A 21954-nucleotide genomic window follows, 5' to 3' on the forward strand; every position below is an offset into this window, starting at 1 on the left:
TCGCCCCACCGAGCGCCGCCCGAACTGTTTGGTACGTTACCAAAACGGCGTTCAGGGAACGCTTTTTCCCCGTCCGGGAGAGGTCCCGGCCGTGACCAGTCGTGTGGCGTGACGCCGCCCCGCCGGTGCGAAGGTACTACGCCTACCAGGCGCTGTCGTCGGCGGGCTTTATCACCCCGATCTTCACGCTGTTCATGCTCGCCCGGGGGCTGTCCTACAGCGAGATAGCGACGCTGTCGGCGGTCGTCGCGGTGCTTGTGACGGTCGGCGAGATCCCGACCGGATACGTGGGCGATCGGGTCGGCCGCCGGAACAGCCTGGTCGCGAGCGCGGCCCTGCTGGTGTCGTCGCTGGTCGGGTTCGTGTGGGCGCGGTCGTTCCCCGCGTTCGTCCTCCTATACGCGCTGTGGGCGGTCGGGCTGACGTTCGCCTCGGGCAGCGACAGCGCGTGGCTGTACGACACGCTGGCGGCGCGCGGCGAGTCCGGCGCGTTCACGCGGGTCCGCGGACGGGGGCAGTCGGTCAGGCGCGGCGCGAGCGTCGTCACGATGATCGCCGGTGGGCTGCTGTACGCCGCCGACCCGACGGCCCCGTTCGTCGCGGCCGCGGCGGTGAACGCCCTCGGGATCCCGGTGTTGCTGTCGATGCCGCGAAACGAGGGGTACGCCGACGGGGCGGGCGACCGACTCACCGCCGCGGAGGCGGCCGGCGTGGTCCGGCGGGCGCTGACCCGGCCGGCGCTGCGCACGTTCCTCCTCTACGTCGGCCTCTTCTTCGGCGTCGTCTCGGCGTCGAACACGTACGTCCAGCCGGTGACCGTCGCCGTGCTGGAGGCTCACGTCGCCGCCCTCGGGGTCCCGGAGGAGGCGACGCTCGGCGTGCTGTACGCGGGCTTTACCGGCGTCGCCGGCGTCGCGAGCTACCACGCGGGGACGGTCGAGGACGCGCTGGGCGTCCGCCGCGCGGTGCTTTTCGTGCCGGTCGCCGTCGCCGCCGCGCTCGTCGTCCCGGCGTCGCTGTCGGCGGTCGCGCTCCCGGCGTTTTTCGCCATGCGGGCCGCCGACGCCCTGCTCCGGCCGATGGCGAGCGGCTACCTCAACGACCGCGTCGCGGGCGCGGGCCGGGCGACGGTGCTGTCGGCCGCGTCGATGGCGTACGCCGTCCTCCGGGTGCCGCTGATACTGGCCGGCGGGGTCGTCGCGGACGCCGCCGGGCCGCTGACCGCAGTCGCCGGGTTCGGCGGGACCTTCCTCGTCGCGGCGGCGCTGCTCGGGCGCTTCGCCTCGCCCGTCGTGGCGGGGTCGCCGGGCGGCGTCGCCGAGGGGTCGTGACGGAAGGGCCGGGGGCGGCGGTTCGAGGCTGGAAAGTATTTAACGCCGCTCGCCCACCGGTTCGACATGGACAGACGCTGGTCCCGTCGCCGTTTCGTCGCCGTCGCCGGAGCGGTCGGCCTGGCCGGATGTAGCTCGTCGGACTCCTCCACCACGAACACGACGAACCGGACCGAGACGACGGCGGAGCCGGAGCCGCCGGAGTACGACCTGTCGGTCGACCACGACGCCGAGTCGTGGGACCGGTACGACCCCGAGTGGGAGTCGCCCTCGACCTCCCCGCTGACCGGCGTGGGCTCGGAGGTGCTCGTCGAGAACCTCGAGATCCCGTGGGACCTCTCTTTCACCGGCAACGGGGAGGTGTTCATCACCGAGCGCGTCGGGCGGATCAAGTCCTTCGCCGACGGCGAGGTACAGAACGTCACCGAACCGGTCGACGCCATCGACGCCGGATCGGTCGAGCCGGGCGAGGAGGAACAGACCTGGTGGATCGAGGGCGGCGAGGGCGGTACCCTCGGCGTCGCCGCCCACCCCGAGTATCCGGACCCGCCGGTCGTCTACGCCTACTACACCTACCAGGACGGCGACGAGCGGTACAACAAGGTCGCCTACTTCGACGTGAGCGCGGACGACCCGAGCCGGCACGCCGGGACGCTCGTCGACGGCATCCCGGCCGACAACATCCACAACGGCGGCCGGATCACGTTCGGCCCGGCGAACTACCTCTGGGTCGGCGCGGGCGACGCGGGACAGAAGTCGCTGGCCGGCGACCCCGAGACGCTCGCCGGGAAGATCCTCCGCCTGACGCCCGAGGGCGACCCCGCGCCGGACAACCCGGACGTCGGCGACCCCCGGGTGTACACGTACGGCCACCGCAACCCGCAGGGCATCACGTTCCTCCCGGACGCGACCACCGTGATCGACGAGCACGGCCCGTCGGCCCACGACGAGGTGAACCACCTCGTGGCCGGCGACGACTACGGCTGGCCGGACGTGCGCACACGCGAGAAGTACGAGGCGAACGAGGACGTCCACCCGCCGCTGATGAACACCCCCCGTTCGATCGCGCCCAGCGGGTCGGTGTTCTACACGGGCGACGCGGTGCCGGAGTGGTCCAACCGCATGATAATCGGGACGCTGACCGGCCAGCGCATCCACGTCGTCACGCTCACGCCGGAGGGCGGGGAGCTCCCGCCCGCGGAGGACGGCACGCGCTTCGACGCCGGCTACTTCGACGACGCGTACACCGCCACCTCCCACCGGACGTTCGAGAACGAACTCGGCCGCATCCGCCACGTCGAACAGGGGCCGAACGGCGAGCTGTACGCGATCACCTGCAACCGCGACGGCCGGTCGCGGGAGGGGTTCCCGACCGAGCAGGACGACGTGCTCGTCCGCTTCACGCCCGGCGGCGAGTGAGGCGGCCGCGGGTCACCCGCGGCGCTCGGCCACGACGGCGGCGTCGGCGTCGACGGTGACCCGCAGTTCGTCGCCGTCGACCGCCACCGGCACCTCGACGCGGAGCGGGTCCGTCGAGACGGCCTCCGCGCGGGGCGTGACCGCCCAGTCGAGGTCCCAGAGCGCCGTCTCGGTCACGTCGATACCCCGCTCGTGGTGGAACGCGACGACCGCCGGGCGGAACAGGACGTGGGCCTCCACGTTGGCGAACATGCTCGTGTCGCAGCGGTCACAGGCGTAGTGCACGCCGAAGGGGTAGACGTCGAGGACGTCCTCCGGGTCGCGGCGCAGCGTGCTCGTGATCGGCCCGTGACAGTTGGGACAGAAGCCGTCGACGACCGACCGGAACTCGTTGCGGGTCCAGCGCTCCGCCACGCGGGGCCACTCCTCGCGGGGGTACTCCTCGAACGCGCCGGGCGGCACTTCGAGCCGGATCACGTTCCGGTCGCAGTCGTCGCAGGCGACCCGGGCGTGCCACCCCTCGAAGTCGGCGGCGAGCGGGCCGCCACAGTGGGTGCAGTCGGCGTCGACCGGGACGGGGTCGCTCTCGACCGCCTTCGTGTACTGGCCCGCCAGGACCGTCCCGACGACCCGTCGCCCAGCCGGGGTCAGCCGGTAGCCGTCCTCGTCCCTGGCGACGAACTGCCCGACCAGCCGGTCGAGGTGGTAGTTGAACTGCCCGCTGTCGGCGACGCCGACCGCCGCGCGGAGGTCGGCGAAGCCGAGTCGGCCGTCCGCGTCGGAGAGCGCCCGGAGCACGCCGAGGCGGGTGTCGTCGCCGAGCAGGCCGAAGGCGTCGTCGGCCGACACGTGCTCGACCACGCCGTCGTCTTCAGCGTCGTCCGTCATGGCGACCGCTTGTTCGCGGGCCGACCTATCGCTTTCGGGAGGAGCGTTTTCACGGTTCGTCCCGTCGGTGCCGACATGAACGGGGACTGCGAGTTCTGTCGCGTCGTCCACGGGGAGTCGGACGTGGACCTGCTGTACGGGGACGACCGGACGGCCGCGTTTCTCGACCGCAACCCGGCGGTGCGGGGCCACACGCTGGTGGTGCCGAAGCGACACCGGGAGGAACTGCTCGTCGGCGACGGCTCGGTCGGGGTATGGCGGACGGTCCAGCGGGTTGCACGCGCCCTGGAGACGGTGCTCGACCCCGAGGGGTTCAGCACGTTCCACACCTCCGGGCCGCTGGTCGGCAACGTCGAGCACGCCCACGTCCACCTCCTCCCGCGGGAGGCCGACGATACGGTCCACATCGCGCTGGACCGGACGCCGCTGGGGGCCGACGCCGCGGATCGGCTCACGTCGCAGGTGCGCGCCGAACTGTGAGCGCCGGCCGGCCGCGCCACGCGGTCCGACGGGGGGCTCAGTCCGCGGCCGCCGACCCGCCGCCGGCCGCGTAGTCGCGGGTCGCGTCGACGAGCGCCTTCCGGTACTCGCTCGTGTCGGGGTCGTCGGCGAGCGACCGGAAGCGGCGGCGGAACCGGTCGAGGTCGACGCCGGGCGCGTCCTCGGCGGCGGCCGCGGCCAGGTCGTACAGGCGGTGGTCCGACCCGACCAGGTCGTGGCGCTCGACCATCGCAAGCGCGAACGCGGCGTTGACCGCCGTGATCTCAGGGTCGGCCGCGGGGTCGGCCGGGAGCGACACGCCGCCGGGCGGCCGCCCGGGCGCATCGGCGAGCGCGCGGGCCAGGCTCGATTCGAGGAAGGCGACGAGTTTGTCCGGCGGGCCGACGGAGAGCGTGATGTCGTCGGCGTAGATGTCCTTCATGTGGTTGGCGATCTGGTAGCAGTGCGTGAGGCGGCGGCGCTCGACGGACTTACCCGCCAGCGCGAGGTACAGCGCCTCCTCCGTCGACTGGGTGTGGGAGGGGTGGCCCGCCTCGTGGCGGCGCATGTGGGCGTACTCGTGGAGCGCGAGTTCGCGGGCCATCGCGCTCGTCGCCGCCTGCCGGGAGATGTTCAGGGTGTGGTGGTCGTCGTGGTGGCCGGTCCAGGTCCGCTCGTCCGGGTCCTCGCGGACGCGGACGCGCACCGGCCGGGCGAGGTCGTACTCCGTCTCGAACAGGTCCCGCGCGCCGAGAAACGGCGCGGCGGGACCCGGACCCTGCACGCGAACGTCCATGTCTACGCGTACCAGGGTGCGGAGCGATATGACTCTTGCCCCGCTATCGGGCCGCCGGCGCGCGCTCGGCGTCGGTGACCAGCCGCCGGACGCCGTCGACGTCGAGCACGAAGTCGGCGCCGAAAGCGGAGGCCGGCGTCCCGAAGCCGTCGGGCGCGTCGCCCGACAGCGTCCGCTCGGCGGCCGCGACGGCCGTCTCGGTCGTCAGGTCGTACGGGTCGGGCGTCGCCAGGCGCGCTGCCACGCGGTTCCCGGCGTCGTCGGCCACCTCACCGTGGATGCGGACGGTGCCTTTCGCGCGCTCCCGATCCGTGGGGCCGGAGACGGCGGCGTCGACCACGGCGGTCAGCGCGGACTGGACCGGGCCGGCCGCGAAAAGCGGCAGGAGCGGCGCGCTCCAGCGCAGCGCCCGCACGGCGGCCCGCGGCATCGCGGCGTACACATCGATATTCGGGATGCCGGTCGTGTAGTACGCCGAGGAGACGTCGCCCCAGGGGACGGTTGCCGCGAGTGCCGGCCCGTCGCCGAAGTCGAACTCGCGGGTCCGCCACGCCGGCGGCACGTCGGTGACGACCCCGTTACGCCGGACCGCCCCGCCCCGGGGCAGCCCGCGGATCATCGACTTCATCGTCCCCGGCGAGGCCGACCCGAACCCGTCGATGGCAAGCGTGAGCCGCGTGGCCGAGCGCAGTTGCGACTCCAGATACGCCGCGAGGCAGTCGGTCGCCGCCACGTCGAACCCGACGCCGGGGAGCAGCGAGACGCCCGCGCGCTCGGCCTCGCGGTCGCGCTCGGCGACCCACTCGATGACGTCGAGTTCGCCGGTCAGGTCGAGGTAGTCGGTGCCCGTCGCCAGACACGCTCGCACGAGGGGCTCCGTCGTCGCGGCGAACGGGCCGGCGCAGTTGAGGACGGCGTCGGCGTCGGCGACCGCGTCGCAGACGACGCCGGGGTAGTCCAGCCCGAACACCCGGTGGGCGAGGCCCAACTCCGTCGCCTGTTGCTCCACCGCCGCGGCGTCCCTGCCGGCGACCGTCGGGTCCAGCCCGCGCTCCGTCGCCGCGTCGGTTATCAGTTCCCCCGTGTAGCCGTACGACCCGTAGACGAGCAGTTCCCCGGCCATGGAGCCACCTACGACGGGCGCGTTCAAAACTGTGGCTCGCAGGCGGGGCGCGTCGCCCGCGCGCCGAAGCGTCGGCTGAGCCAGTCAGGAACCCGTCAAATCCCCGCGCTGACCCCGTGTTTCGGCCTGCCACACCCCGCGAACGAAACACTACCCTTTTCACCCCGCTGGCGATATGGGAACGTAATGGGCCGACGCAAGAAGATCGTCGAACAGTGTGAACGGCTGATGGACGAGCCGGAGCAGATCCGGAACATCGCCATCGCCGCACACGTCGACCACGGCAAGACGACACTGACGGACAACCTGCTCGCCGGCGCGGGCATGATCTCCGACGAGACGGCCGGGGAACAGCTCGCCATGGACACCGAGGAGGACGAGCAGGAGCGCGGCATCACCATCGACGCCGCCAACGTGTCGATGACCCACGAGTACGAGGACGACGACTACCTCATCAACCTCATCGACACGCCGGGCCACGTCGACTTCGGCGGCGACGTGACCCGCGCGATGCGCGCCGTCGACGGCGCGCTCGTGGTGGTCGACGCCGTCGAGGGCGCGATGCCCCAGACGGAGACGGTGCTGCGCCAGGCGCTGCGCGAGGGCGTCAAGCCGACCCTGTTCATCAACAAGGTCGACCGCCTCATCTCGGAGCTCCAGGAGGGCCCCGAGGAGATGCAGGAGCGCCTGCTGGCGGTCATCCGCGAGGTCAACGACCTCATCCGCGGCATGACCGAGGAGATGGACGACATCGACGAGGACTGGACCGTCTCCGTCGAGGGCGGCACGGTCGGGTTCGGCTCCGCCCTGTACAAGTGGGGCGTCTCCTTCCCGTCGATGCAGCGCACCGGGATGGACTTCGGCGACATCATGGACCTGGAGCGCTCGGACAAGCGCCAGGAGCTCCACGAGCGGACGCCGCTGTCCGACGTCGTGCTCGACATGGTCTGTGAGCACTTCCCGAACCCCGTCGACGCCCAGCCCCGTCGTATCCCGCGCATCTGGCGCGGCGACGCCGACTCCGAGCTGGCCGACACGATGCGGCTGGTCGACGAGGAGGGCGAGGTCGTCCTGATGGTCACCGACATCGGCGTCGACCCCCACGCGGGGGAGATCGCCGCGGGCCGCGTCTTCTCCGGCACGCTGGAGAAGGGCCAGGAGCTGTACGTCTCCGGCACCGCCGGCAAGAACCGGATCCAGAGCGTCGGCATCTACATGGGCGGCGAGCGCGAGGAGGTCGACCGCGTCCCCGCCGGCAACATCGCCGCCGTCACCGGCCTGAAGGACGCCATCGCCGGCTCGACGGTGTCCAGCGTCGAGATGACGCCGTTCGAGTCCATCGAGCACATCTCGGAGCCGGTCATCACGAAGTCCATCGAGGCCAAGAACATGGACGACCTGCCGAAGCTCATCGAGACGCTCCGCCAGGTGTCCAAGGAGGACCCGACGATCCAGATCGAGATCAACGAGGACACGGGCGAGCACCTCATCAGCGGACAGGGCGAACTCCACCTCGAAGTCCAGACCCAGCGCATCGAGCGCAACCAGGGCATCCCGGTCAACACCGGTGAGCCGATCGTCGTGTTCCGCGAGGCCCCCCAGCAGGCGACCGAGGAGGTCGAGGGCATCTCGCCGAACCGCCACAACCGCTTCTACATCTCGCTGCAGCCGCTCAACGAGGATATCGTCGAGAAGATCCAGCTCGGCGACGTGTCGATGAACATGCCCGAGCAGGAGCGCCGCGAGGCCCTGCAGGAGGCCGGCATGGACAAGGACACGTCCCAGAACGTCGAGCACATCCACGGGACGAACATCCTCATCGACGACACGAAGGGTATCCAGCACCTCAACGAGACGATGGAGCTCGTCATCGAGGGGCTGGAGGAGGCGCTGGACGACGGCCCGCTGGCCAACGAGCCGGTTCAGGGCTCGCTCATCCGCCTCCACGACGCCCGGCTCCACGAGGACACCATCCACCGCGGTCCGGCGCAGGTCATCCCGGCCGTCCGCGAGGCCGTCCACCGCGCGCTCATCCGCGCGGAGGTCCGCCTGCTCGAACCGATTCAGGACGTCCGCATCGACGTCCCCAACGAGTACATGGGCTCGGCCTCCGGCGAGATCCAGGGTCGCCGCGGCCGCGTCGACGACATGTACCAGGAGGGCGACCTGATGGTCGTCGAGGGCGTCGCGCCCGTCGAGGAGATGATCGGCTTCTCCAGCGACATCCGCTCGGCCACCGAGGGCCGCGCGTCCTGGAACACCGAGAACGCCGGGTTCCAGGTCATGGCCGACAACCTCCAGCGCGACCAGATCATGGAGATCCGCGAGCGCAAGGGGATGAAGCTGGAGCTGTCCGAAGCGGTCGACTACATCTAACCCGCGGTACCGTTCTCCCGTTTTCCCGCCGGTCAGCCGCGCTTACCGCGCGCTAATCCGGCCTTACCGCCCGTTTCGAGCGGGGCGTACCGAAACGGTCGGCGGGGTTTATTCGCCGACCCGTCGTCTCACTCACCGACGCTGCCCACGCCGGGGTCAGCGGTGATATTCATGAGAGACAACAACACGCCGGACCGACGACCGACGGGCGAACCCGACCGACGAGGCGACCCGAACCGACCCGAGTTCCGGGAGGACCCGGGCTCGACACGGCACCGCGGCGGGAGGGCGGAGCAACCGGGCCAGCAGCCCCCGAGCGGCGGCCAGGGGCCGACCGACCAGCACGGCGGACGCCCCCGGAGCGGGCACCCCGAGGCGTCCGCACCGCCGCAACGACAGCCCGAGTCACGGCCGCCGGGGTCCGGCGGCGGCGCGGGCGGACGGGGGTTCCAGGAGCCCCAGGGGCCGGCCGGTCCCCGCCAAGGGGCGAGGGAGCCGCGTAATCCCGGAGGGAACCGAAGCGCCGGCAGGGGGAGAGCCGGCGGGGAGAGCTACGACGGCGGCCGCGACCGTCGCGGGCAGGGACCGCCCGACGGCGGTCGTGAGGCACCTCCAGCCGGTGCGGCCGGCCCACAGCCGACCCGACAGGCAGCGGGCGGCCAATCCGGGACGCGACAGTCCGGACACGCGGAGGCGGGACCGCCGGTCGCGGAGCCACGGGCCGGCGCGCCCCAGTCCGCGGCGGCCGGGCGGCCGACCGGAATGTCCCAGCAGCCGGGCGGGCCGGCACGGCGGATTCCGATCGAGCCGGTCGAGGCCGAGCGGCTGTCGACGGACGACGTCGTCACCGCGGACCCCGACACGCCCGTCGCGACGGTGGTCGCCATGCTGGCCGAGCGGGACGTCGGGACGGTCGTCGTCACCGAGGACGACCGCCCGGTCGGGATCATCACGGACCGGCACATCGCGCTCGCCCTGGAGGAGACGCCGGACCTGACCGAGCGCGCCGTCGAGTCGGTGATGGAAGAGAGCCCCGTCACCGTCGGCGCGGACGTCGACCTGTCCGACGCCGTCGGGACGCTGCGGGAACACGACATCCGCCGGGTGCCGGTCGTCGACGACGACGGGCGGCTGTCGGGGATCCTCTCGCTGGACGACGTGCTGGTCGTCCTCGCCGACGAACTGTCCTCGGCCGTCGACGTGATCGAATCGCAGTCGCCGCGGTACTGAGCGGGCACGCGGCAACACGGGCGGGACCGGCCTGACGGCAGCCGAGCCGGGCACCCGACCGCTCAGCCGGGCAGGACCCGGTCGTAGAACGCGTCGATCCGCTCGTTGTACCGCCCGCCACCCTCGATCCCCCACGGGTACCGGGAGAAGTAGTACATGCTCGCGAGGACGGTGCCGATGGTGATCGCGTAGCCCGGCGCGACGGCGCTGACGACGAACGTCGAACTGCCGGCGATCAGGCCGGCGACCAGCACGTCGAGCAGCTGCCTGAGTGCTGACATACGCGGGCGTTGGAGCGGGAGGGAGTAGACGCTTCGGCTCCCGGCGAGCGCCGAGGCCGGCGCGTGTACGAGCGGCCGCCGGACGGCGGAGAGAATTGCGAATGGGTGAACTCTTTAGCCGGCGGGACAGAGAGAGGGCACATGAACATGTACGTCGTACGGGGTGGGTCCCGTGGCGGATGACACCGAACCCGGCGTCGACGGGGGGCGGCAGGGCGACGACGCCGTCGCCGGCGTCCGCTCGTACACCGTCCGGCTGGAGCTGGTCGACGAGCCCGGCGAACTGCTCCGGACGCTCCAGCCGATCGCGGACAACGGCGGCAACCTGCTCTCGATCTTCCATGAGCGGGGGAACCTCACGCCGCGGGGGCACATCCCCGTCGAGGTCGACCTCGAGTGCACGCCCGACCGGTTCGACGTCATCGTCGCGGCGCTGCGGGACGCCGGCGTCAACGTCATCCAGGCCGGCGCGGAGCGGTACAGCGAGGAGATGACCGTCCTGCTCGTCGGCCACCTCATCGACACCGACCTCTCGGACACGCTGAACCGGATCGAGGAGTGCTCGGGCGCGTCGGTCGCGGACATCTCGCTGTCGTCGCCCGAGGGGACCGCCGACGCGTCGGCCGCGCGGCTCCGGCTGGCCGTCGAGTCCGGCCGCGTCGACGACGTGCTGGCGGCGATGCGGTCGGTCGCCGAGGACAAGGACCTGCGGGTCATCGAGCCGCTCACCGGCGGGGGTGAGGCGGCGTGAAGCTCGCGGTGCTGGGGGCAGGTGCGGTCGGCCGCTCGGTCGTCGAACTCGCGGGCGAGTACGGCCACACCGTGACCGCGGTCGCCGACTCCGGGAGCGCGGCGGTCGACCCCGACGGGATCGACGCCGATGCGGTGGTGGCCCGCAAGGAACGGGAGGGCGTCGTCGGCGACGGCGACCCCGACGACGCGCTCGCCGCGGAGTACGACGCGCTCGTCGAGGCGACCCCGACGACGCTCGGCGACGCACAGCCCGGCTTCGGCCACGTCCGGGCGGCCCTGGAGCGGGACCGCCACGTCGTGCTGGCGAACAAGGGGCCGGTCGCCGAGCGCTACGGCGACCTGCGCGCGCTCGAACGCGAGAGCGCGGGCGACGCCCTGTTCGAGGCGACCGTCGGCGGCGCGATCCCCGTCCTGTCGACTATCGCCGACTTCGGGCCGTCGAAGGTCACCGCCGCCCGCGGCGTGTTGAACGGGACGGCCAACTTCGTCCTCTCCCGGATGGCCGCGGAGGGGCTGGACTACGAGCACGTGCTCGCGGAGGCCCAGGACCTGGGCGTCGCGGAGGCCGACCCCTCCTTCGACGTGAACGGCACGGACGCGGCGCTGAAATGCGTCATCCTCGCGAACGTCCTCTCGGACGACGACGTCGTGTACTCGCTGGACGACGCCGCGGTCGAGGGGATCACGGACGTGCCCGGGAGCGCGCTCGAACTCGCCGCCGAGGACGGCCGCACGGTGCGGCTCATCGGCGAGGCCGCGGCCGACGGCGTCCGCGTCGGGCCGCGGCTCGTCCCCGAGAACGGCACGCTCGCGGTGACGGGCACGCGCAACATCGTCCAGCTGGAGACCGAACACGCCGGCAGGCTGAACGTCAGCGGGCGCGGTGCCGGCGGCCCGGAGACGGCGACCGCGGTGCTGGCCGACGTCGGCCGCCTCGGGCGCTGACCCCCCGGCCGACCCCCGCAGATCCGTGTGACAGGTAACCAAACCGCCGGACGGCGTCGGTGTGGGGGGCGTACGGTATCGAAATGGTTTTAACCGCTTCCGCCGAAAGAGTCCGATATAGCGCCTCTGCGCGTGAGATACCAATGAGCGAAGACAAACCGCACCAGAACCTGGCCATCATCGGCCACGTCGACCACGGCAAGAGCACACTCGTAGGGCGACTCCTCTACGAGACGGGGAGCGTTCCCGAGCACGTCATCGAGCAGCACAAGGAAGAAGCGGAGCAGAAGGGCAAGGGCGGCTTCGAGTTCGCCTACGTCATGGACAACCTCGCCGAGGAGCGCGAGCGCGGCGTCACCATCGACATCGCCCACCAGGAGTTCGACACCGACGAGTACTACTTCACCATCGTCGACTGTCCGGGCCACCGTGACTTCGTGAAGAACATGATCACGGGCGCGTCCCAGGCCGACAACGCCGTCCTCGTCGTCGCCGCCGACGACGGCGTCGCCCCCCAGACCCAGGAGCACGTGTTCCTGGCCCGCACGCTCGGCATCAACGAACTGATCGTCGGCGTCAACAAGATGGACCTCGTCGACTACGGCGAGGACGAGTACAAGCAGGTCGTCTCCGAGGTCGAGGACCTCCTCAAGCAGGTCCAGTTCAACACCGAGGACGCCAGCTTCATCCCGATCTCCGCCTTCGAGGGCGACAACATCGCCGAGGAGAGCGAGAACACGGACTGGTACGACGGCGAGATCCTGCTGGAGGCCCTCAACGGTCTCGAGGAGCCGGAGCCGCCGACGGACGCGCCGCTCCGCCTCCCGATCCAGGACGTCTACACCATCGACGGCATCGGTACGGTGCCGGTCGGCCGCGTCGAGACGGGGATGCTCAACACGGGCGACAACGTCTCGTTCCAGCCCAGCGACGAGGGCGGCGAGGTCAAGACCATCGAGATGCACCACGAGGAGGTGCCCCAGGCCGGCCCCGGCGACAACGTCGGGTTCAACGTCCGCGGCATCGGCAAGGACGACATCCGCCGCGGCGACGTCTGTGGCCCCGCCGACGACCCGCCGTCGGTCGCCGAGACGTTCCAGGCGCAGGTCATCGTCATGCAGCACCCGAGCGTGATCACCGCGGGCTACACCCCGGTGTTCCACGCCCACACCGCACAGGTCGCCTGTACGATCGAGTCTATCGACAAGAAGATGGACCCGTCCTCCGGCGAGGTCGCCGAGGAGAACCCCGACTTCATCCAGAGCGGCGACGCCGCCATCGTCACGGTGCGCCCGCAGAAGCCGCTCAGCATCGAGTCGTCCCAGGAGATCCCGGAACTCGGCTCCTTTGCCATCCGCGACATGGGTCAGACCATCGCGGCCGGCAAAGTGCTGAGCGTCAACGAGAGCTAAGATGCAGCAGGCACGCGTCCGCCTCGCGGGCACCAACCCCGAGGACCTGGACGACATCACCGCCGACGTCCGGGAGATCGCAAACAAGACCGGCGTCTCGATGTCCGGTCCGATCCCGCTCCCGACGAAGACGCTGGAGATCCCGACCCGCAAGTCCCCGGACGGCGAGGGGACCGCGACGTGGGAGCACTGGGAGATGCGCGTCCACAAGCGCCTGATCGATCTGGACGCGGACGAGCGCGCGCTGCGCCAGCTCATGCGCATCCAGGTGCCGAACGACGTCAGCATCGAGATCGTCCTCGAGGACTGAGTCGGTCGGCGTCTTCTCACCGGCGCTTTCCCCGGCGACAGCGTCGCGTACCGTTTTGTGTCGCCGCGTCGTTCCCTCCGGTATGCGGAAGTTCCTCGCGAAGAGCCCGACGGTCGACACCCTGCTCGTCTTCGCCGTCGTCTTCCTCGCACAGCGGCTGCTCGCGCTGCTCGCCCCGCCCGCCGTGGACGTGTTCGCGCTCGCCCCGCCGCTCGACGTCCGGCCGTGGACCGTCGTCACCAGCGTTTACGCTCACAGCGACCTCTCGCATCTGTTGGCAAACAGCGTCGCCCTCGCGTTCGTCGGCCTCCCGCTTGAACGCACGACCACCCCGTTTCGCTTCCACCTGTTTTTCATCAGCACCGGCGCGACCGCCGGCGTCGTTCAGGTCGCGACCAAGAGCCTGGTCGCCGAACCCGTCCCCGTGCTCGGTGCCAGCGGGGCCGTCTTCGCCATGCTCGGCTACGTGCTCACGGGCAACCGGATCGCGAGCGGCCTCCTCGCCCGGCTCGACCTCGGTCCCGGCGCGCAGCTGGCGTCGTTCGCCGGCCTCGCGGCGGTCGTCACCGTCGCCACCGGCTCGCCCGGCGTCGCGCTCGTCGCCCACTTCACCGGCTTCCTCGTCGGGCTGGTCGCCGGGCGGCTCGGCGTCCTCGACGTCAGCCGGGGCACCCGCCGCCGTCGGGAAAACACAACCTACAAATAACCACGCCGGGCTACGTGTTGATGCGGGCTCGTAGATCAGTGGCAGATCGCTTCCTTCGCAAGGAAGAGGCCCCGGGTTCAAATCCCGGCGAGTCCATACCGGATTTCTTACATTTCGAGTTCCCCGCTTAGTCCCCTCTACAGGGTACTGGCGCGGAATCTTACAACACCAGTCAAGGAAACAGAAACACCTCTCCGGAGTGAGTCCTGTAGGAGCCGGCTTCCACCCCGACGCCGTCCCGGCCTCAGTCGAAGGATCCACTCCTGAAGATGCGAAGAAAACGAGGTGGTCAACGTGAGCCACGACGCTCACGCCGCCGCGAGAGCGCCGTCGAAGAACTGCCTCAACTGCGGCGCACGCGCATCCAAACGCTTCCGGCGTGTCCACGGAGACCAAGACGACCGCGCGCACCGCTGCCCCGAGTGTGACTGCTGGGCACGCCTTCACGCGGGTTCCGCTGCCGGACGCGACGTCGGTTAACTGGTCGCCGCTGCTCGGCAGGTTCTCCAGCGCGAAGACCTCACGCTCGAGCAACGTCGAGAGATCGCCGAGAGTCTGTCAACCCGCGCCGTCGAATTCGATGTCTCGGCCGAGGTGGCCGTTGAAAAAGATCCGTTACCATGTGGAGTTCTGGATCACTTGGTCGCAGGATCCAAAATTCTCCGGCAGTAGGTGATTGTAGTTCTGATCTATCGGAAAAGGACGATAGATCACAAGGACGCGGGATCGCAACCAGACCTAGCTCCAAGCCACAATCCCATCTGCGCTGAACGTGTAGAGTGTCCCATCAGCAACAGCGATATCGGAATGAGATTCCACAGGTCCGAAGGAGCCTTTGACATCCCCGTTTTCGCGATCGATTACCGCGACTTCAGAGTTTTCACGCTCTTGTGATGGCCTGACGTGAGCGTAGAGATGGTCATTATCGACGATCATGGGGGTAAACACACGAGCGTACGTTCCAATCTGGGATCGCCATACTACGGAGCCATCGCTCCGATCTAATGCAACGAGGTTATGTCCAGTATAGAGCTGTTCTCGCCACCTCTCGGTGTCTTCCTGTGAAATTGTCATGTCCTCCGGAGTCAAAAACCCAAGTCCGTAATAGACGTGGTCGCGGTCGACCGTCACAAACGATGTACCGCCAGCACCAATAGCGTCATCGATAGCGTCTGTCTCATACGCGTGTGTCCACTGTTCACTCCCATCCTCGATCGATAGAGCGTATATCTTCCGGTCCGGTATGCCCAGAGCTTCGGCGGTGTCCTCGCGGGAACTCCTCTGGGAAATATACACAGTATCGTCAACTATCGTCGGTATCGGAGATATCGAATGAGCTATTTCTTCCGTCCACTTTACCGACCCGTCCTCCGTATTCAGAACGGTCAGTTGCTTATTTCCGTCAGACCCAGCGACCCCGGAATTATACACTGCAATCGCGTTGTTCCCGACAGATGGAATCAGCTGGTTGGGAGAGATCTCTCGGCTCCATTTTTCACTCCCATCAGACGTTGAAACCGCGAGTACCTGTCCTTCGGTAAAGACGTACAATACACCATCATGGACCACTGGATAATATCCACCATGTGCTACTCCAGGAAAGTCTGTTTGCCAACCTATCTCTCCGTTTTCCCGCGACAGCGATGCGAAGTGGAGTTTTTCGCTGTCCTCACTGCTACTGCCCCAAACTACATATAGATTGTTCGGACCGAGACACCTAGTCGGCGACCGGGTCGCATCGGATCGGACCCCACCCTCTTGTTCAACGATAGTACGCCGCCAGCGCTCGCTCCCATCTTCGCGGGAGAGCGAATATGCATACAGTTTGAATTTCGGGGGGTCACTTTCATATGGGGACGCATTCCCCGAGACCTCATACATCGCATTGTCCCCGATTAGCGGTGCTAGGGGGTTCTGGGGTAAAATAATTCCATCTCGAAGTGAGGCGGTGAAGCTATGAGTTGCGTCAGCAGTCGGTCCACCGGATAAACTGAGCCCCGCGTTTGCTGACGATCCGTGTCGACTGGGCCATTCAGATGTCCCCAATTTCGATTCTTCTGAATCCGATTCGGAGTCCCCGGATTCTGATGTATTCACCATCGATTCTTCTGAATCCGATTCGGGGCTCTCGGAGCCTGATGAATCTGTACTCTGACATCCGGCTAGCAATCCGATCCCGGCACTACTGGCCAGCAAAAACTCCCTCCGAGATCCATGGTATCCCATGCGAAAATGACTGAATAAATAGAGTCCAATAAATTCTTTCTTCTATACCAACATGAGCGACAGCCTTCAACTCCAACGCGTACGTGGATGACCGCATCCACACTCACTAGAATGTGTTCTTAAAATCCAGCCTTTTCGCCCAGTCTGGGCACTTACTCCAGTTCCTGTCTGGGTGGGACTATCTAAGATGGAGGTGATTTCCTGAAATACCAATGGATTGAATTCATCGACATCTATGGTTGGCGACTTTCGTTTAGTATAGAAAAAACGATGACGGCGCGCAGGCGCTGGAAGGTGGAAGCGCACCGTGCGGGCAGCTTTACAGGAGCGCGGTTTCGACGCGCTCCCCGAGTTCCTCCAGCCGTTCGACGGGTTCGTTGCTGAACACGATCCGGACGTACTGGTCGCTGTTCTCGTCGCCCCAGTGGCGCATCGGCGTCGCGGCGACCTTGCTCTCCTCCAAGAGGAGGTCCGACGCGGTCGCGGAGTCGTAGCCCAGTTCCTCGACGTTCATCAACTGCATCCAGCCGCCCTTCGAGGGGATCGTGGTGACGCCGACGTCCCGGAGCTGTTCGGTCACGGTGTCGCGCCGCCGCTGGAGTTCGGGGACGTACTCGGACGGTTCGAAGTCGGACTCGAGGGCCGCCAGCGCCCCGGCCTGCCCGATCCCGCCCGGCGTCGTCGTGTTGTAGATGTGCGTTCGGGCGGCGTCGTCCATGAACTCCTCGGGGCCGACGACCCAGCCGACGCGCCAGCCGATCATGCCGTAGGACTTCGTGACGGAGCCGGCGATCACCGTCCGCTCGGCCATCCCCGGGATGGAGGACGGGTGGATCAGCGGGAGGTCGTCGAACAGGACGGACTCCCAGATGGCGTTGTAGAGCAGCCAGACGTCGTGTTGCTGGCAGACCTCGCTGATGGTCTCCCACTCGTCGCGGTTCAACACGGCCCCGGACGGCATCGACGGGTTGACCAGCAGGAGGACCTCGGTGTCGTCGGTGACTGTCTCGCGGAGCGCGTCGACGTCGAGCCGCCACTCGTCGCCGGCGTTCTCGTAGGGGACGAACGACGGCTCCCCGCCGGCAAGGCGCGTCCGGTTTATCATGCCGGCGTAGATGGGGTCGGTGAGGACGACCTCGTCCCCGGGGTCGATCATCGCGAGCAGCGAGTCGAGCACGCTCTCGCCCGTGCTACAGGTGATGACGACGTTCTCGGCGTCGTAGTCGTGGCCCGAGCGCTCGTTGGTCTGCTCGGCCACGGCCGCGCGGAGGTCCTCCTTGCCGATGAACGGGAGGTAGCTGTTGGCGTCGAACGTACCGACGGCGTCCCGGGTGGCGGCTTTCACCTCCTCGGGCAGGAGTTCCGCCATCAGGTTCACGTCGAGGTTCTCGAGGCGCAGGACCTCCGGGTCGTCACCGGCGGCGTCGGCGACGTCGTCGATGTCGAACCCGGGGACGTCCTGTAATCGGTCAGTTGTCATACGTTGACAGTGGCCAGTACGCGGATACAAAGTTCTTTTCCGATTTCTAACAATATTTATCAACTCCATCCCGTCAGGAGCCGACCGCACCGGCAGGTTTTCGCCCCGCGAGGCGTATCACCGGGCATGGAGACGCCGACGCTGTACGTCGTTCGCAACGAGGTCGACGCCGACTGCGAGTACCACTGCGACGCGCTCGCGTCGCACTTCCCGGACGCGGCGGAGATCGACTTCGCGCGCGGCGAGCGGTTCGACCCGGCAGACGCGGACGGCGTCGTCCTCACCGGCAGCACCGCGGGCGTGTACGAGGCCGACGACCGGCCGTGGATCGACGACCAGGCGGCGCTGGTCCGCGACCTCGTGGACCGCTCGGTGCCGACGCTGGGGGTCTGTTTCGGCCACCAGGTCGTCAACGCGGCGCTCGGCGGCACCGTCGAGGCGGTCGGCACGACGGCCCGCCTCGTCGAGGCGGACCTGACCGACGACCCACTGTTCGACGGCGTCGCGCCGGTCGTCCCGGCCGTCCACGGCGACGTGGTCACCGAGCCGGGGGAGGGGATGGAGGTCGTCGCGTCGGCACCCCACGCCCGGACGTTCGGGACGCGCCACCGGACCGCGCCGCTGTGGACCGTCCAGTTCCACCCGGAGTTCGGGGCCGAACACCGCGAGCGCCTCGCCGACGACTTCGACTGGGAGCGGACCGACCTGTCGTTCGCCGACGCGACGACGGGGCGCGTCTTCGAGAACTTCCGCCGGCTCGCGGCCGAGGCGGGGGCGGACGCCTGACCGGCGGCCCTCAGTTCAGCCCGAGGCGCTCGTACTGGCCGTCGGGCGCGCCGAGGTCGTCCAGCGCGTCGACGAGCAGGCCGCGCATGCGCTCGGCCGCGGCCGGGTCGCCGCAGTCGGCCAGGTTCTCGGTCTGCTCGGGGTCCTCGCGGGTGTCGAACAGCAGCGGCTCCGCGTGCTGCCGGAACGACGGCGCGGCGTAGCGCCACACCGGAGACTCCGCGTACGGCAGGAACTTGCCGGCCTCGGCGTCGACCTTCGGCTCGCGCGGCAGCGGGAACCCGCGGGCGTTCATCATCCCCGCCGAGAAGCAGTCGGCGTCGACCGACGGGTCGCAGGGGTGGAGGTAGGCGTACCGGCCGTCGGTGACGCAGACCGACGACCCCCAGTAGCCGTACAGCGCGCTGTCGCGGACGCCGTCGGCCTCGCCGGCGAGCAGCGGGGCGAGGCTCCGGCCGTGGGTCCCCTCGGGCACGTCGGCGTCGAGGGCGTCCAGCACGGTCGGGTACAGGTCCACGGCGGAGGTGAGCGCGTCGACGCGCTCGCCGTTGCGCTCGCCGTCGGGGTGGCGGACGAACAGCGGCGTCCGGGCCAGCACGTCGTAGCAGGGGGGCTCGTTCTTCCCGACCCAGCCGTGCTCGCCGAGGAAGAAGCCGTGGTCGCTGGTGACGACGACCATCGTGTCGTCCCACAGGTCGCCGTCGTCCAGCGCGTCGAGCACGCGGCCGAACCAGCGGTCGACCATCGTCACCTTCCCGGCGAACTGCGCGCGGACGAAGTCGAGTTCGCGGTCGGTCAGTTCGCTTTGCCCCTCGTCGACCGGCCCGTAGTAGGGCCAGAACGGGAGGTCCGGGTCGGTCGGATCCTCGTCGGTGTACATCGACGCGTACGGCTCGGGGCAGTGGAACGGCTCGTGGACGTCGAAGCTGTCGACGTAGAGGAACCAGTCGTCCCGGTCGGTCCCGCGGAGCCACTCGGCGGCCCGCGAGAGGACGCGCGGCCCGAAGAAGTCGGCCTCGTCGGCGTCGGGGTCGTCGAGCCCCAGCGCCGCGGCGTTCCGGGGGTAGGCGGCCCGGTTGACGTAGCCAACGCCGCGCGGGTCGTCGGTCTCGGGGTCGAGCGACTGGGCGAGGAGCCGGTCGTCCGGGTCCCGCGGCGCGGTGCGCCAGGCGTCGTACTCGTGGCCCCGCAGGAAGTCGAAGCCGTTGAAGTCCTCGTAGTAGCCGTGGCTCCCGTGCTGGAAGTAGTGGTAGTGGTCGGTGACGAGGTGGGTCAGGACGCCCTCCCGCCGGGCGAGTTCCGGGACCGTCTCGTCGAACGGCTCGGTCGGCCCCCACGGCCGCCAGAGGAACTCCCGCGTCCCGGTCAGCCACTCCCGGCGGGCCGGCATGCACGGGAGGCTGCCGGCGTAGTGCGCGTCGAACGTCGCCGCCCGCTCGGCGAAGCGGTCCAGGTTGTCCGTCTCGACCGGCCGGTCGAGACAGCGCGGCGCGTCGCGGTAGGCGGTGAGGAAGTCGCGGCGCAGGCTGTCGATGGAGAGCAGGAGGACGTTCATCGGTCGACCCGGTCGAGGACCGCCGCGTGGGACTCGCCGGTCACGACGCGCCCGTCGACGACGAGGAACGGCCCCGCGTAGCACCGGCCACAGCGGTCGAGACAGGCCGCCTCGCGGGTATCGTCCCGGGCTGCGAGCCGGTCACGCGCCGCCCCGTCGACGTTGGTGAGACAGTACTCGATCACGGTGGCAACGGTTCACGCCCCGGCGCAAAAGGGTACTTACCAACTCCTGTCGGCGGGCGTTCCGGGCGGGACAGCGACTCGGCCGGCCCGCGTCGAACCGCCGCCGGTCCGCGCCGTTACTGCAGGTAGCCCAACTGTTCCAGTTGCTCCTGTCGCCCGGCGTCGATGTCGACCTCGCCGTCTGCGTCGGCGGCCTCGAAGGAGTCGAGCCACCTGTCGAGGACGGACTCCAGTTGTTCGGCGCGTTCGGGCCGGCGGCGGACCAGGTCGCGCTGCTCCCCGGGGTCGTCGGCGACGCTGTACAGTTCCCGGGAGCCGTCGGAGCCCCTGACCAGCTTGTGCTCCGCCGTGCGGACGGCCCGGAGCGAGCGGTCGTACTCGTACACCTCGGGAGGCAGGTCGTCGACGTGTTCCTCCAGCGCCGCCATCGACGGCTGCGGTTCGAGGTACTCGGCGAACACGTGCTCGTTCGGGTCGGCGTCCGCGTCGGGGTGGACCGACCGCCCCTGGAACCCGTCGCGGGCCGCGGGCGCGGCGACGTCGGCCGCGTCGAGCAGCGTCGGCGGCATGTCGACGAGGCTCACCAGCCGGTCGTCCTCGCCGCGGCCCTGGAACGCGCCGCCGGCGACGACCAGCGGGACGTGCAGCAGCGTGTCGTACAGGCAGTACTGGTGGTCCATCAGCCCGTGCTCGCCGAAGTTCTCGCCGTGGTCGCCGACGAGGACGAACACAGTGTCGTCCCACTCGCCGGCGGCTTCGAGCGCCGCGCGCAGGCGGGCGAGGTGCTCGTCGAGGTACGCGATCTCCGCGCGGTAGAGCCCGCGGAGGGCCGCGAAGTCCCGGTCGCTCAGTTCGACGTGGCCGGCGAGGTACTCCCAGGGCTCCTGGGGCACGTCCATCGCCGCCTCGTAGCTCATCCCGTCGGGGAGGAACCGCTCGGCGAGGCGCTTGGGTGGGCGGTACTCCAAGTGCGGTTCGAGGTAGTTGGCGAAGAGGAAGAACGGGTCGTCGCGCTCCCGTTCGGCGAGCCAGTTCTCGACCCACGCGGTCGCCCGCTTTGCGCCCTCGTCACCCCGCTCACGGACGAGGGTCCGGTAGACGGCGTTGGCCGCGTTCGCCAGCGGGTTGCCGTCGAACAGCTTCCGGCCCGCCGCGCGGAGCCGGCTCTCCTCGGTCACCTCGACGAGTTCGCCCATCGCCGTCTCGGACTGGACGTACTGCCAGGTCTGGTGGAACTCGTCGAAGCCGCGGGCGAACCCGCCCTCCTGGCTGATCCACGTGTTGCCCGACACCCCTGCGGTGTCGTAGCCGGCCGCGTGGAACAGCTCCGGCAGCGTCGTCCGGTCGGCGTCCAGCCGTTCGTGGCCGGCGTGTGCGCCGTGTTTCGACGGGTACTGGCCGGTGAACAGCGAGCCGTGCGAGGGGAGGGTCCACGGTGCCGGCGCGACCGCTCGCGTGAACGTCGTCCCCCGCGCTCCCAGGTCGGTTATCGTCGGTGCCACGTCCGGTCGCAGTGCGTCGTCGTACCGCGTCGTGTCCGCGACGACGAGCACCACGTTCGTCCCCCCACCCATGTCGATATCAGGTACGATAATGCCACGGTTAATATTTTTGCCACGTGCCAGATATCGGGAACGACGGATGTGGTTTTCAGTTAGTAATAATTCTGATA

General features: G+C 69.1%; 21 protein-coding genes, 1 tRNA gene and 1 pseudogene. 14 read left to right on the forward strand and 9 right to left on the reverse strand.

Annotation, left to right across the window (positions count from 1 at the left end):
- Positions 1-125 precede the first annotated feature (125 nt).
- The gene (locus EYW40_RS04680) at positions 126-1331 is read left to right on the forward strand and encodes an MFS transporter (RefSeq protein ID WP_237560559.1); all 1206 of its coding nucleotides are present in this window, start codon (positions 126-128) and stop codon (positions 1329-1331) included.
- Between the two features lie 66 nt (positions 1332-1397).
- Positions 1398-2750, forward strand: coding sequence for a PQQ-dependent sugar dehydrogenase (locus tag EYW40_RS04685; RefSeq protein ID WP_135820435.1), 1353 nt, complete (start codon positions 1398-1400; stop codon positions 2748-2750).
- Positions 2751-2762: 12 nt separating this feature from the next.
- On the opposite strand, the gene EYW40_RS04690 is transcribed toward EYW40_RS04685, so the two are convergent.
- On the reverse strand, positions 2763-3638 hold the full coding sequence (locus EYW40_RS04690; RefSeq protein ID WP_135820436.1) for a winged helix-turn-helix domain-containing protein: 876 nt from the start codon (positions 3636-3638) through the stop codon (positions 2763-2765).
- 75 nt (positions 3639-3713) lie between these two features.
- Between EYW40_RS04690 and EYW40_RS04695 the strand changes: the two genes are divergently transcribed.
- Positions 3714-4118, forward strand: a complete 405-nt coding sequence (locus EYW40_RS04695) for an HIT family protein (protein ID WP_135820437.1) — start codon at positions 3714-3716, stop codon at positions 4116-4118.
- A 37-nt stretch (positions 4119-4155) separates the two neighbouring features.
- Here EYW40_RS04695 and EYW40_RS04700 read toward each other — a convergent pair whose 3' ends face one another.
- Together EYW40_RS04700 and EYW40_RS04705 are read right to left on the reverse strand one after the other, a co-directional pair.
- Positions 4156-4914 carry a DUF5781 family protein gene (locus EYW40_RS04700; RefSeq protein WP_135820438.1) on the reverse strand — a complete coding sequence of 253 codons (759 nt, stop codon included), beginning with the start codon at positions 4912-4914 and terminating at the stop codon, positions 4156-4158.
- A 43-nt stretch (positions 4915-4957) separates the two neighbouring features.
- The gene (locus tag EYW40_RS04705; RefSeq protein ID WP_135820439.1) at positions 4958-6037 is read right to left on the reverse strand and encodes a saccharopine dehydrogenase family protein; all 1080 of its coding nucleotides are present in this window, start codon (positions 6035-6037) and stop codon (positions 4958-4960) included.
- Positions 6038-6223: 186 nt separating this feature from the next.
- On the opposite strand from EYW40_RS04705, the gene EYW40_RS04710 reads away from it, so the two are divergent.
- Positions 6224-8413: an elongation factor EF-2 gene (locus EYW40_RS04710; RefSeq protein ID WP_135820440.1), complete on the forward strand. Its 2190-nt coding sequence runs from the start codon at positions 6224-6226 to the stop codon at positions 8411-8413.
- Positions 8414-9175: 762 nt separating this feature from the next.
- On the forward strand, positions 9176-9643 hold the full coding sequence (locus tag EYW40_RS19525) for a CBS domain-containing protein (protein ID WP_161973162.1): 468 nt from the start codon (positions 9176-9178) through the stop codon (positions 9641-9643).
- 62 nt (positions 9644-9705) lie between these two features.
- On the opposite strand, the gene EYW40_RS04720 is transcribed toward EYW40_RS19525, so the two are convergent.
- Positions 9706-9924: a hypothetical protein gene (locus EYW40_RS04720; RefSeq protein ID WP_135820442.1), complete on the reverse strand. Its 219-nt coding sequence runs from the start codon at positions 9922-9924 to the stop codon at positions 9706-9708.
- Between the two features lie 172 nt (positions 9925-10096).
- Here EYW40_RS04720 and EYW40_RS04725 point away from each other — a divergent pair, with 172 nt between their 5' ends.
- The 8 genes and pseudogenes from EYW40_RS04725 to EYW40_RS20425 form a co-directional block, all read left to right on the forward strand.
- Entirely contained in the window at positions 10097-10675 is a 579-nt protein-coding gene (locus tag EYW40_RS04725; RefSeq protein ID WP_375137144.1) for an amino acid-binding protein, read from the forward strand.
- Positions 10672-11622: a homoserine dehydrogenase gene (locus tag EYW40_RS04730; protein ID WP_135820443.1), complete on the forward strand. Its 951-nt coding sequence runs from the start codon at positions 10672-10674 to the stop codon at positions 11620-11622. Before EYW40_RS04725 ends, EYW40_RS04730 begins: the two co-directional genes overlap by 4 nt.
- A 143-nt stretch (positions 11623-11765) precedes the next feature.
- Positions 11766-13034, forward strand: coding sequence for a translation elongation factor EF-1 subunit alpha (gene tuf / locus EYW40_RS04735; protein ID WP_135820444.1), 1269 nt, complete (start codon positions 11766-11768; stop codon positions 13032-13034).
- 1 nt (position 13035) lies between these two features.
- On the forward strand, positions 13036-13344 hold the full coding sequence (gene rpsJ, locus EYW40_RS04740; protein WP_121821740.1) for a 30S ribosomal protein S10: 309 nt from the start codon (positions 13036-13038) through the stop codon (positions 13342-13344).
- An 82-nt stretch (positions 13345-13426) separates the two neighbouring features.
- Positions 13427-14050, forward strand: a complete 624-nt coding sequence (locus EYW40_RS04745) for a rhomboid family intramembrane serine protease (RefSeq protein WP_135820445.1) — start codon at positions 13427-13429, stop codon at positions 14048-14050.
- A 24-nt stretch (positions 14051-14074) separates the two neighbouring features.
- A tRNA-Ala gene (locus tag EYW40_RS04750) sits at positions 14075-14146 on the forward strand.
- A 198-nt stretch (positions 14147-14344) separates the two neighbouring features.
- Positions 14345-14530, forward strand: coding sequence for a DUF7563 family protein (locus tag EYW40_RS20500; RefSeq protein WP_135820446.1), 186 nt, complete (start codon positions 14345-14347; stop codon positions 14528-14530).
- Between the two features lie 3 nt (positions 14531-14533).
- A pseudogene (locus EYW40_RS20425) lies at positions 14534-14722 on the forward strand (hypothetical protein); the annotation flags it as partial.
- 66 nt (positions 14723-14788) lie between these two features.
- On the opposite strand, the gene EYW40_RS04765 reads toward EYW40_RS20425, so the two are convergent.
- Positions 14789-15931 (reverse strand): outer membrane protein assembly factor BamB family protein, encoded by a 1143-nt coding sequence (locus EYW40_RS04765; RefSeq protein ID WP_161973163.1) that lies wholly within the window; start codon positions 15929-15931, stop codon positions 14789-14791.
- 664 nt (positions 15932-16595) lie between these two features.
- The gene (locus EYW40_RS04770) at positions 16596-17756 is read right to left on the reverse strand and encodes a pyridoxal phosphate-dependent aminotransferase (protein ID WP_161973164.1); all 1161 of its coding nucleotides are present in this window, start codon (positions 17754-17756) and stop codon (positions 16596-16598) included.
- A gap of 126 nt (positions 17757-17882) precedes the next feature.
- Between EYW40_RS04770 and EYW40_RS04775 the strand changes: the two genes are divergently transcribed.
- The gene (locus EYW40_RS04775) at positions 17883-18542 is read left to right on the forward strand and encodes a type 1 glutamine amidotransferase (protein ID WP_135820449.1); all 660 of its coding nucleotides are present in this window, start codon (positions 17883-17885) and stop codon (positions 18540-18542) included.
- Between the two features lie 10 nt (positions 18543-18552).
- Here EYW40_RS04775 and EYW40_RS04780 read toward each other — a convergent pair whose 3' ends face one another.
- From EYW40_RS04780 to EYW40_RS04790, 3 genes are all read right to left on the reverse strand, one after another.
- Positions 18553-20097: a sulfatase family protein gene (locus EYW40_RS04780; RefSeq protein ID WP_135820450.1), complete on the reverse strand. Its 1545-nt coding sequence runs from the start codon at positions 20095-20097 to the stop codon at positions 18553-18555.
- A complete protein-coding gene (locus EYW40_RS04785) occupies positions 20094-20282 on the reverse strand; it encodes a DUF1450 domain-containing protein (RefSeq protein WP_135820451.1) in 189 nt (62 codons plus the stop codon). Before EYW40_RS04785 ends, EYW40_RS04780 begins: the two co-directional genes overlap by 4 nt.
- Before the next feature lie 116 nt (positions 20283-20398).
- Complete coding sequence (locus EYW40_RS04790; RefSeq protein ID WP_135820452.1) at positions 20399-21856, reverse strand: sulfatase; 1458 nt, start codon at positions 21854-21856, stop codon at positions 20399-20401.
- Between the last annotated feature and the right edge of the window lie 98 nt (positions 21857-21954).

Source organism: Halostella litorea (assembly GCF_004785955.1).
GTDB classification, from domain to species: domain Archaea; phylum Halobacteriota; class Halobacteria; order Halobacteriales; family Natronoarchaeaceae; genus Halostella; species Halostella litorea.

What these genes read in the sequence shown, in the direction of transcription:
- EYW40_RS04685 (WP_135820435.1), top strand. Translation starts at nt 1,398, where the DNA reads ATGGACAGACGCTGGTCCCGTCGCCGTTTCGTCGCCGTCGCCGGAGCG.
- EYW40_RS04690 (WP_135820436.1), bottom strand. Translation starts at nt 3,638, where the DNA reads ATGACGGACGACGCTGAAGACGACGGCGTGGTCGAGCACGTGTCGGCC.
- EYW40_RS04695 (WP_135820437.1), top strand. Translation starts at nt 3,714, where the DNA reads ATGAACGGGGACTGCGAGTTCTGTCGCGTCGTCCACGGGGAGTCGGAC.
- EYW40_RS04700 (WP_135820438.1), bottom strand. Translation starts at nt 4,914, where the DNA reads ATGGACGTTCGCGTGCAGGGTCCGGGTCCCGCCGCGCCGTTTCTCGGC.
- EYW40_RS04705 (WP_135820439.1), bottom strand. Translation starts at nt 6,037, where the DNA reads ATGGCCGGGGAACTGCTCGTCTACGGGTCGTACGGCTACACGGGGGAA.
- EYW40_RS04710 (WP_135820440.1), top strand. Translation starts at nt 6,224, where the DNA reads ATGGGCCGACGCAAGAAGATCGTCGAACAGTGTGAACGGCTGATGGAC.
- EYW40_RS19525 (WP_161973162.1), top strand. Translation starts at nt 9,176, where the DNA reads ATGTCCCAGCAGCCGGGCGGGCCGGCACGGCGGATTCCGATCGAGCCG.
- EYW40_RS04720 (WP_135820442.1), bottom strand. Translation starts at nt 9,924, where the DNA reads ATGTCAGCACTCAGGCAGCTGCTCGACGTGCTGGTCGCCGGCCTGATC.
- tuf (WP_135820444.1), top strand. Translation starts at nt 11,766, where the DNA reads ATGAGCGAAGACAAACCGCACCAGAACCTGGCCATCATCGGCCACGTC.
- rpsJ (WP_121821740.1), top strand. Translation starts at nt 13,036, where the DNA reads ATGCAGCAGGCACGCGTCCGCCTCGCGGGCACCAACCCCGAGGACCTG.
- EYW40_RS04745 (WP_135820445.1), top strand. Translation starts at nt 13,427, where the DNA reads ATGCGGAAGTTCCTCGCGAAGAGCCCGACGGTCGACACCCTGCTCGTC.
- EYW40_RS04765 (WP_161973163.1), bottom strand. Translation starts at nt 15,931, where the DNA reads ATGTATGAGGTCTCGGGGAATGCGTCCCCATATGAAAGTGACCCCCCG.
- EYW40_RS04770 (WP_161973164.1), bottom strand. Translation starts at nt 17,756, where the DNA reads ATGACAACTGACCGATTACAGGACGTCCCCGGGTTCGACATCGACGAC.
- EYW40_RS04775 (WP_135820449.1), top strand. Translation starts at nt 17,883, where the DNA reads ATGGAGACGCCGACGCTGTACGTCGTTCGCAACGAGGTCGACGCCGAC.
- EYW40_RS04780 (WP_135820450.1), bottom strand. Translation starts at nt 20,097, where the DNA reads ATGAACGTCCTCCTGCTCTCCATCGACAGCCTGCGCCGCGACTTCCTC.
- EYW40_RS04790 (WP_135820452.1), bottom strand. Translation starts at nt 21,856, where the DNA reads ATGGGTGGGGGGACGAACGTGGTGCTCGTCGTCGCGGACACGACGCGG.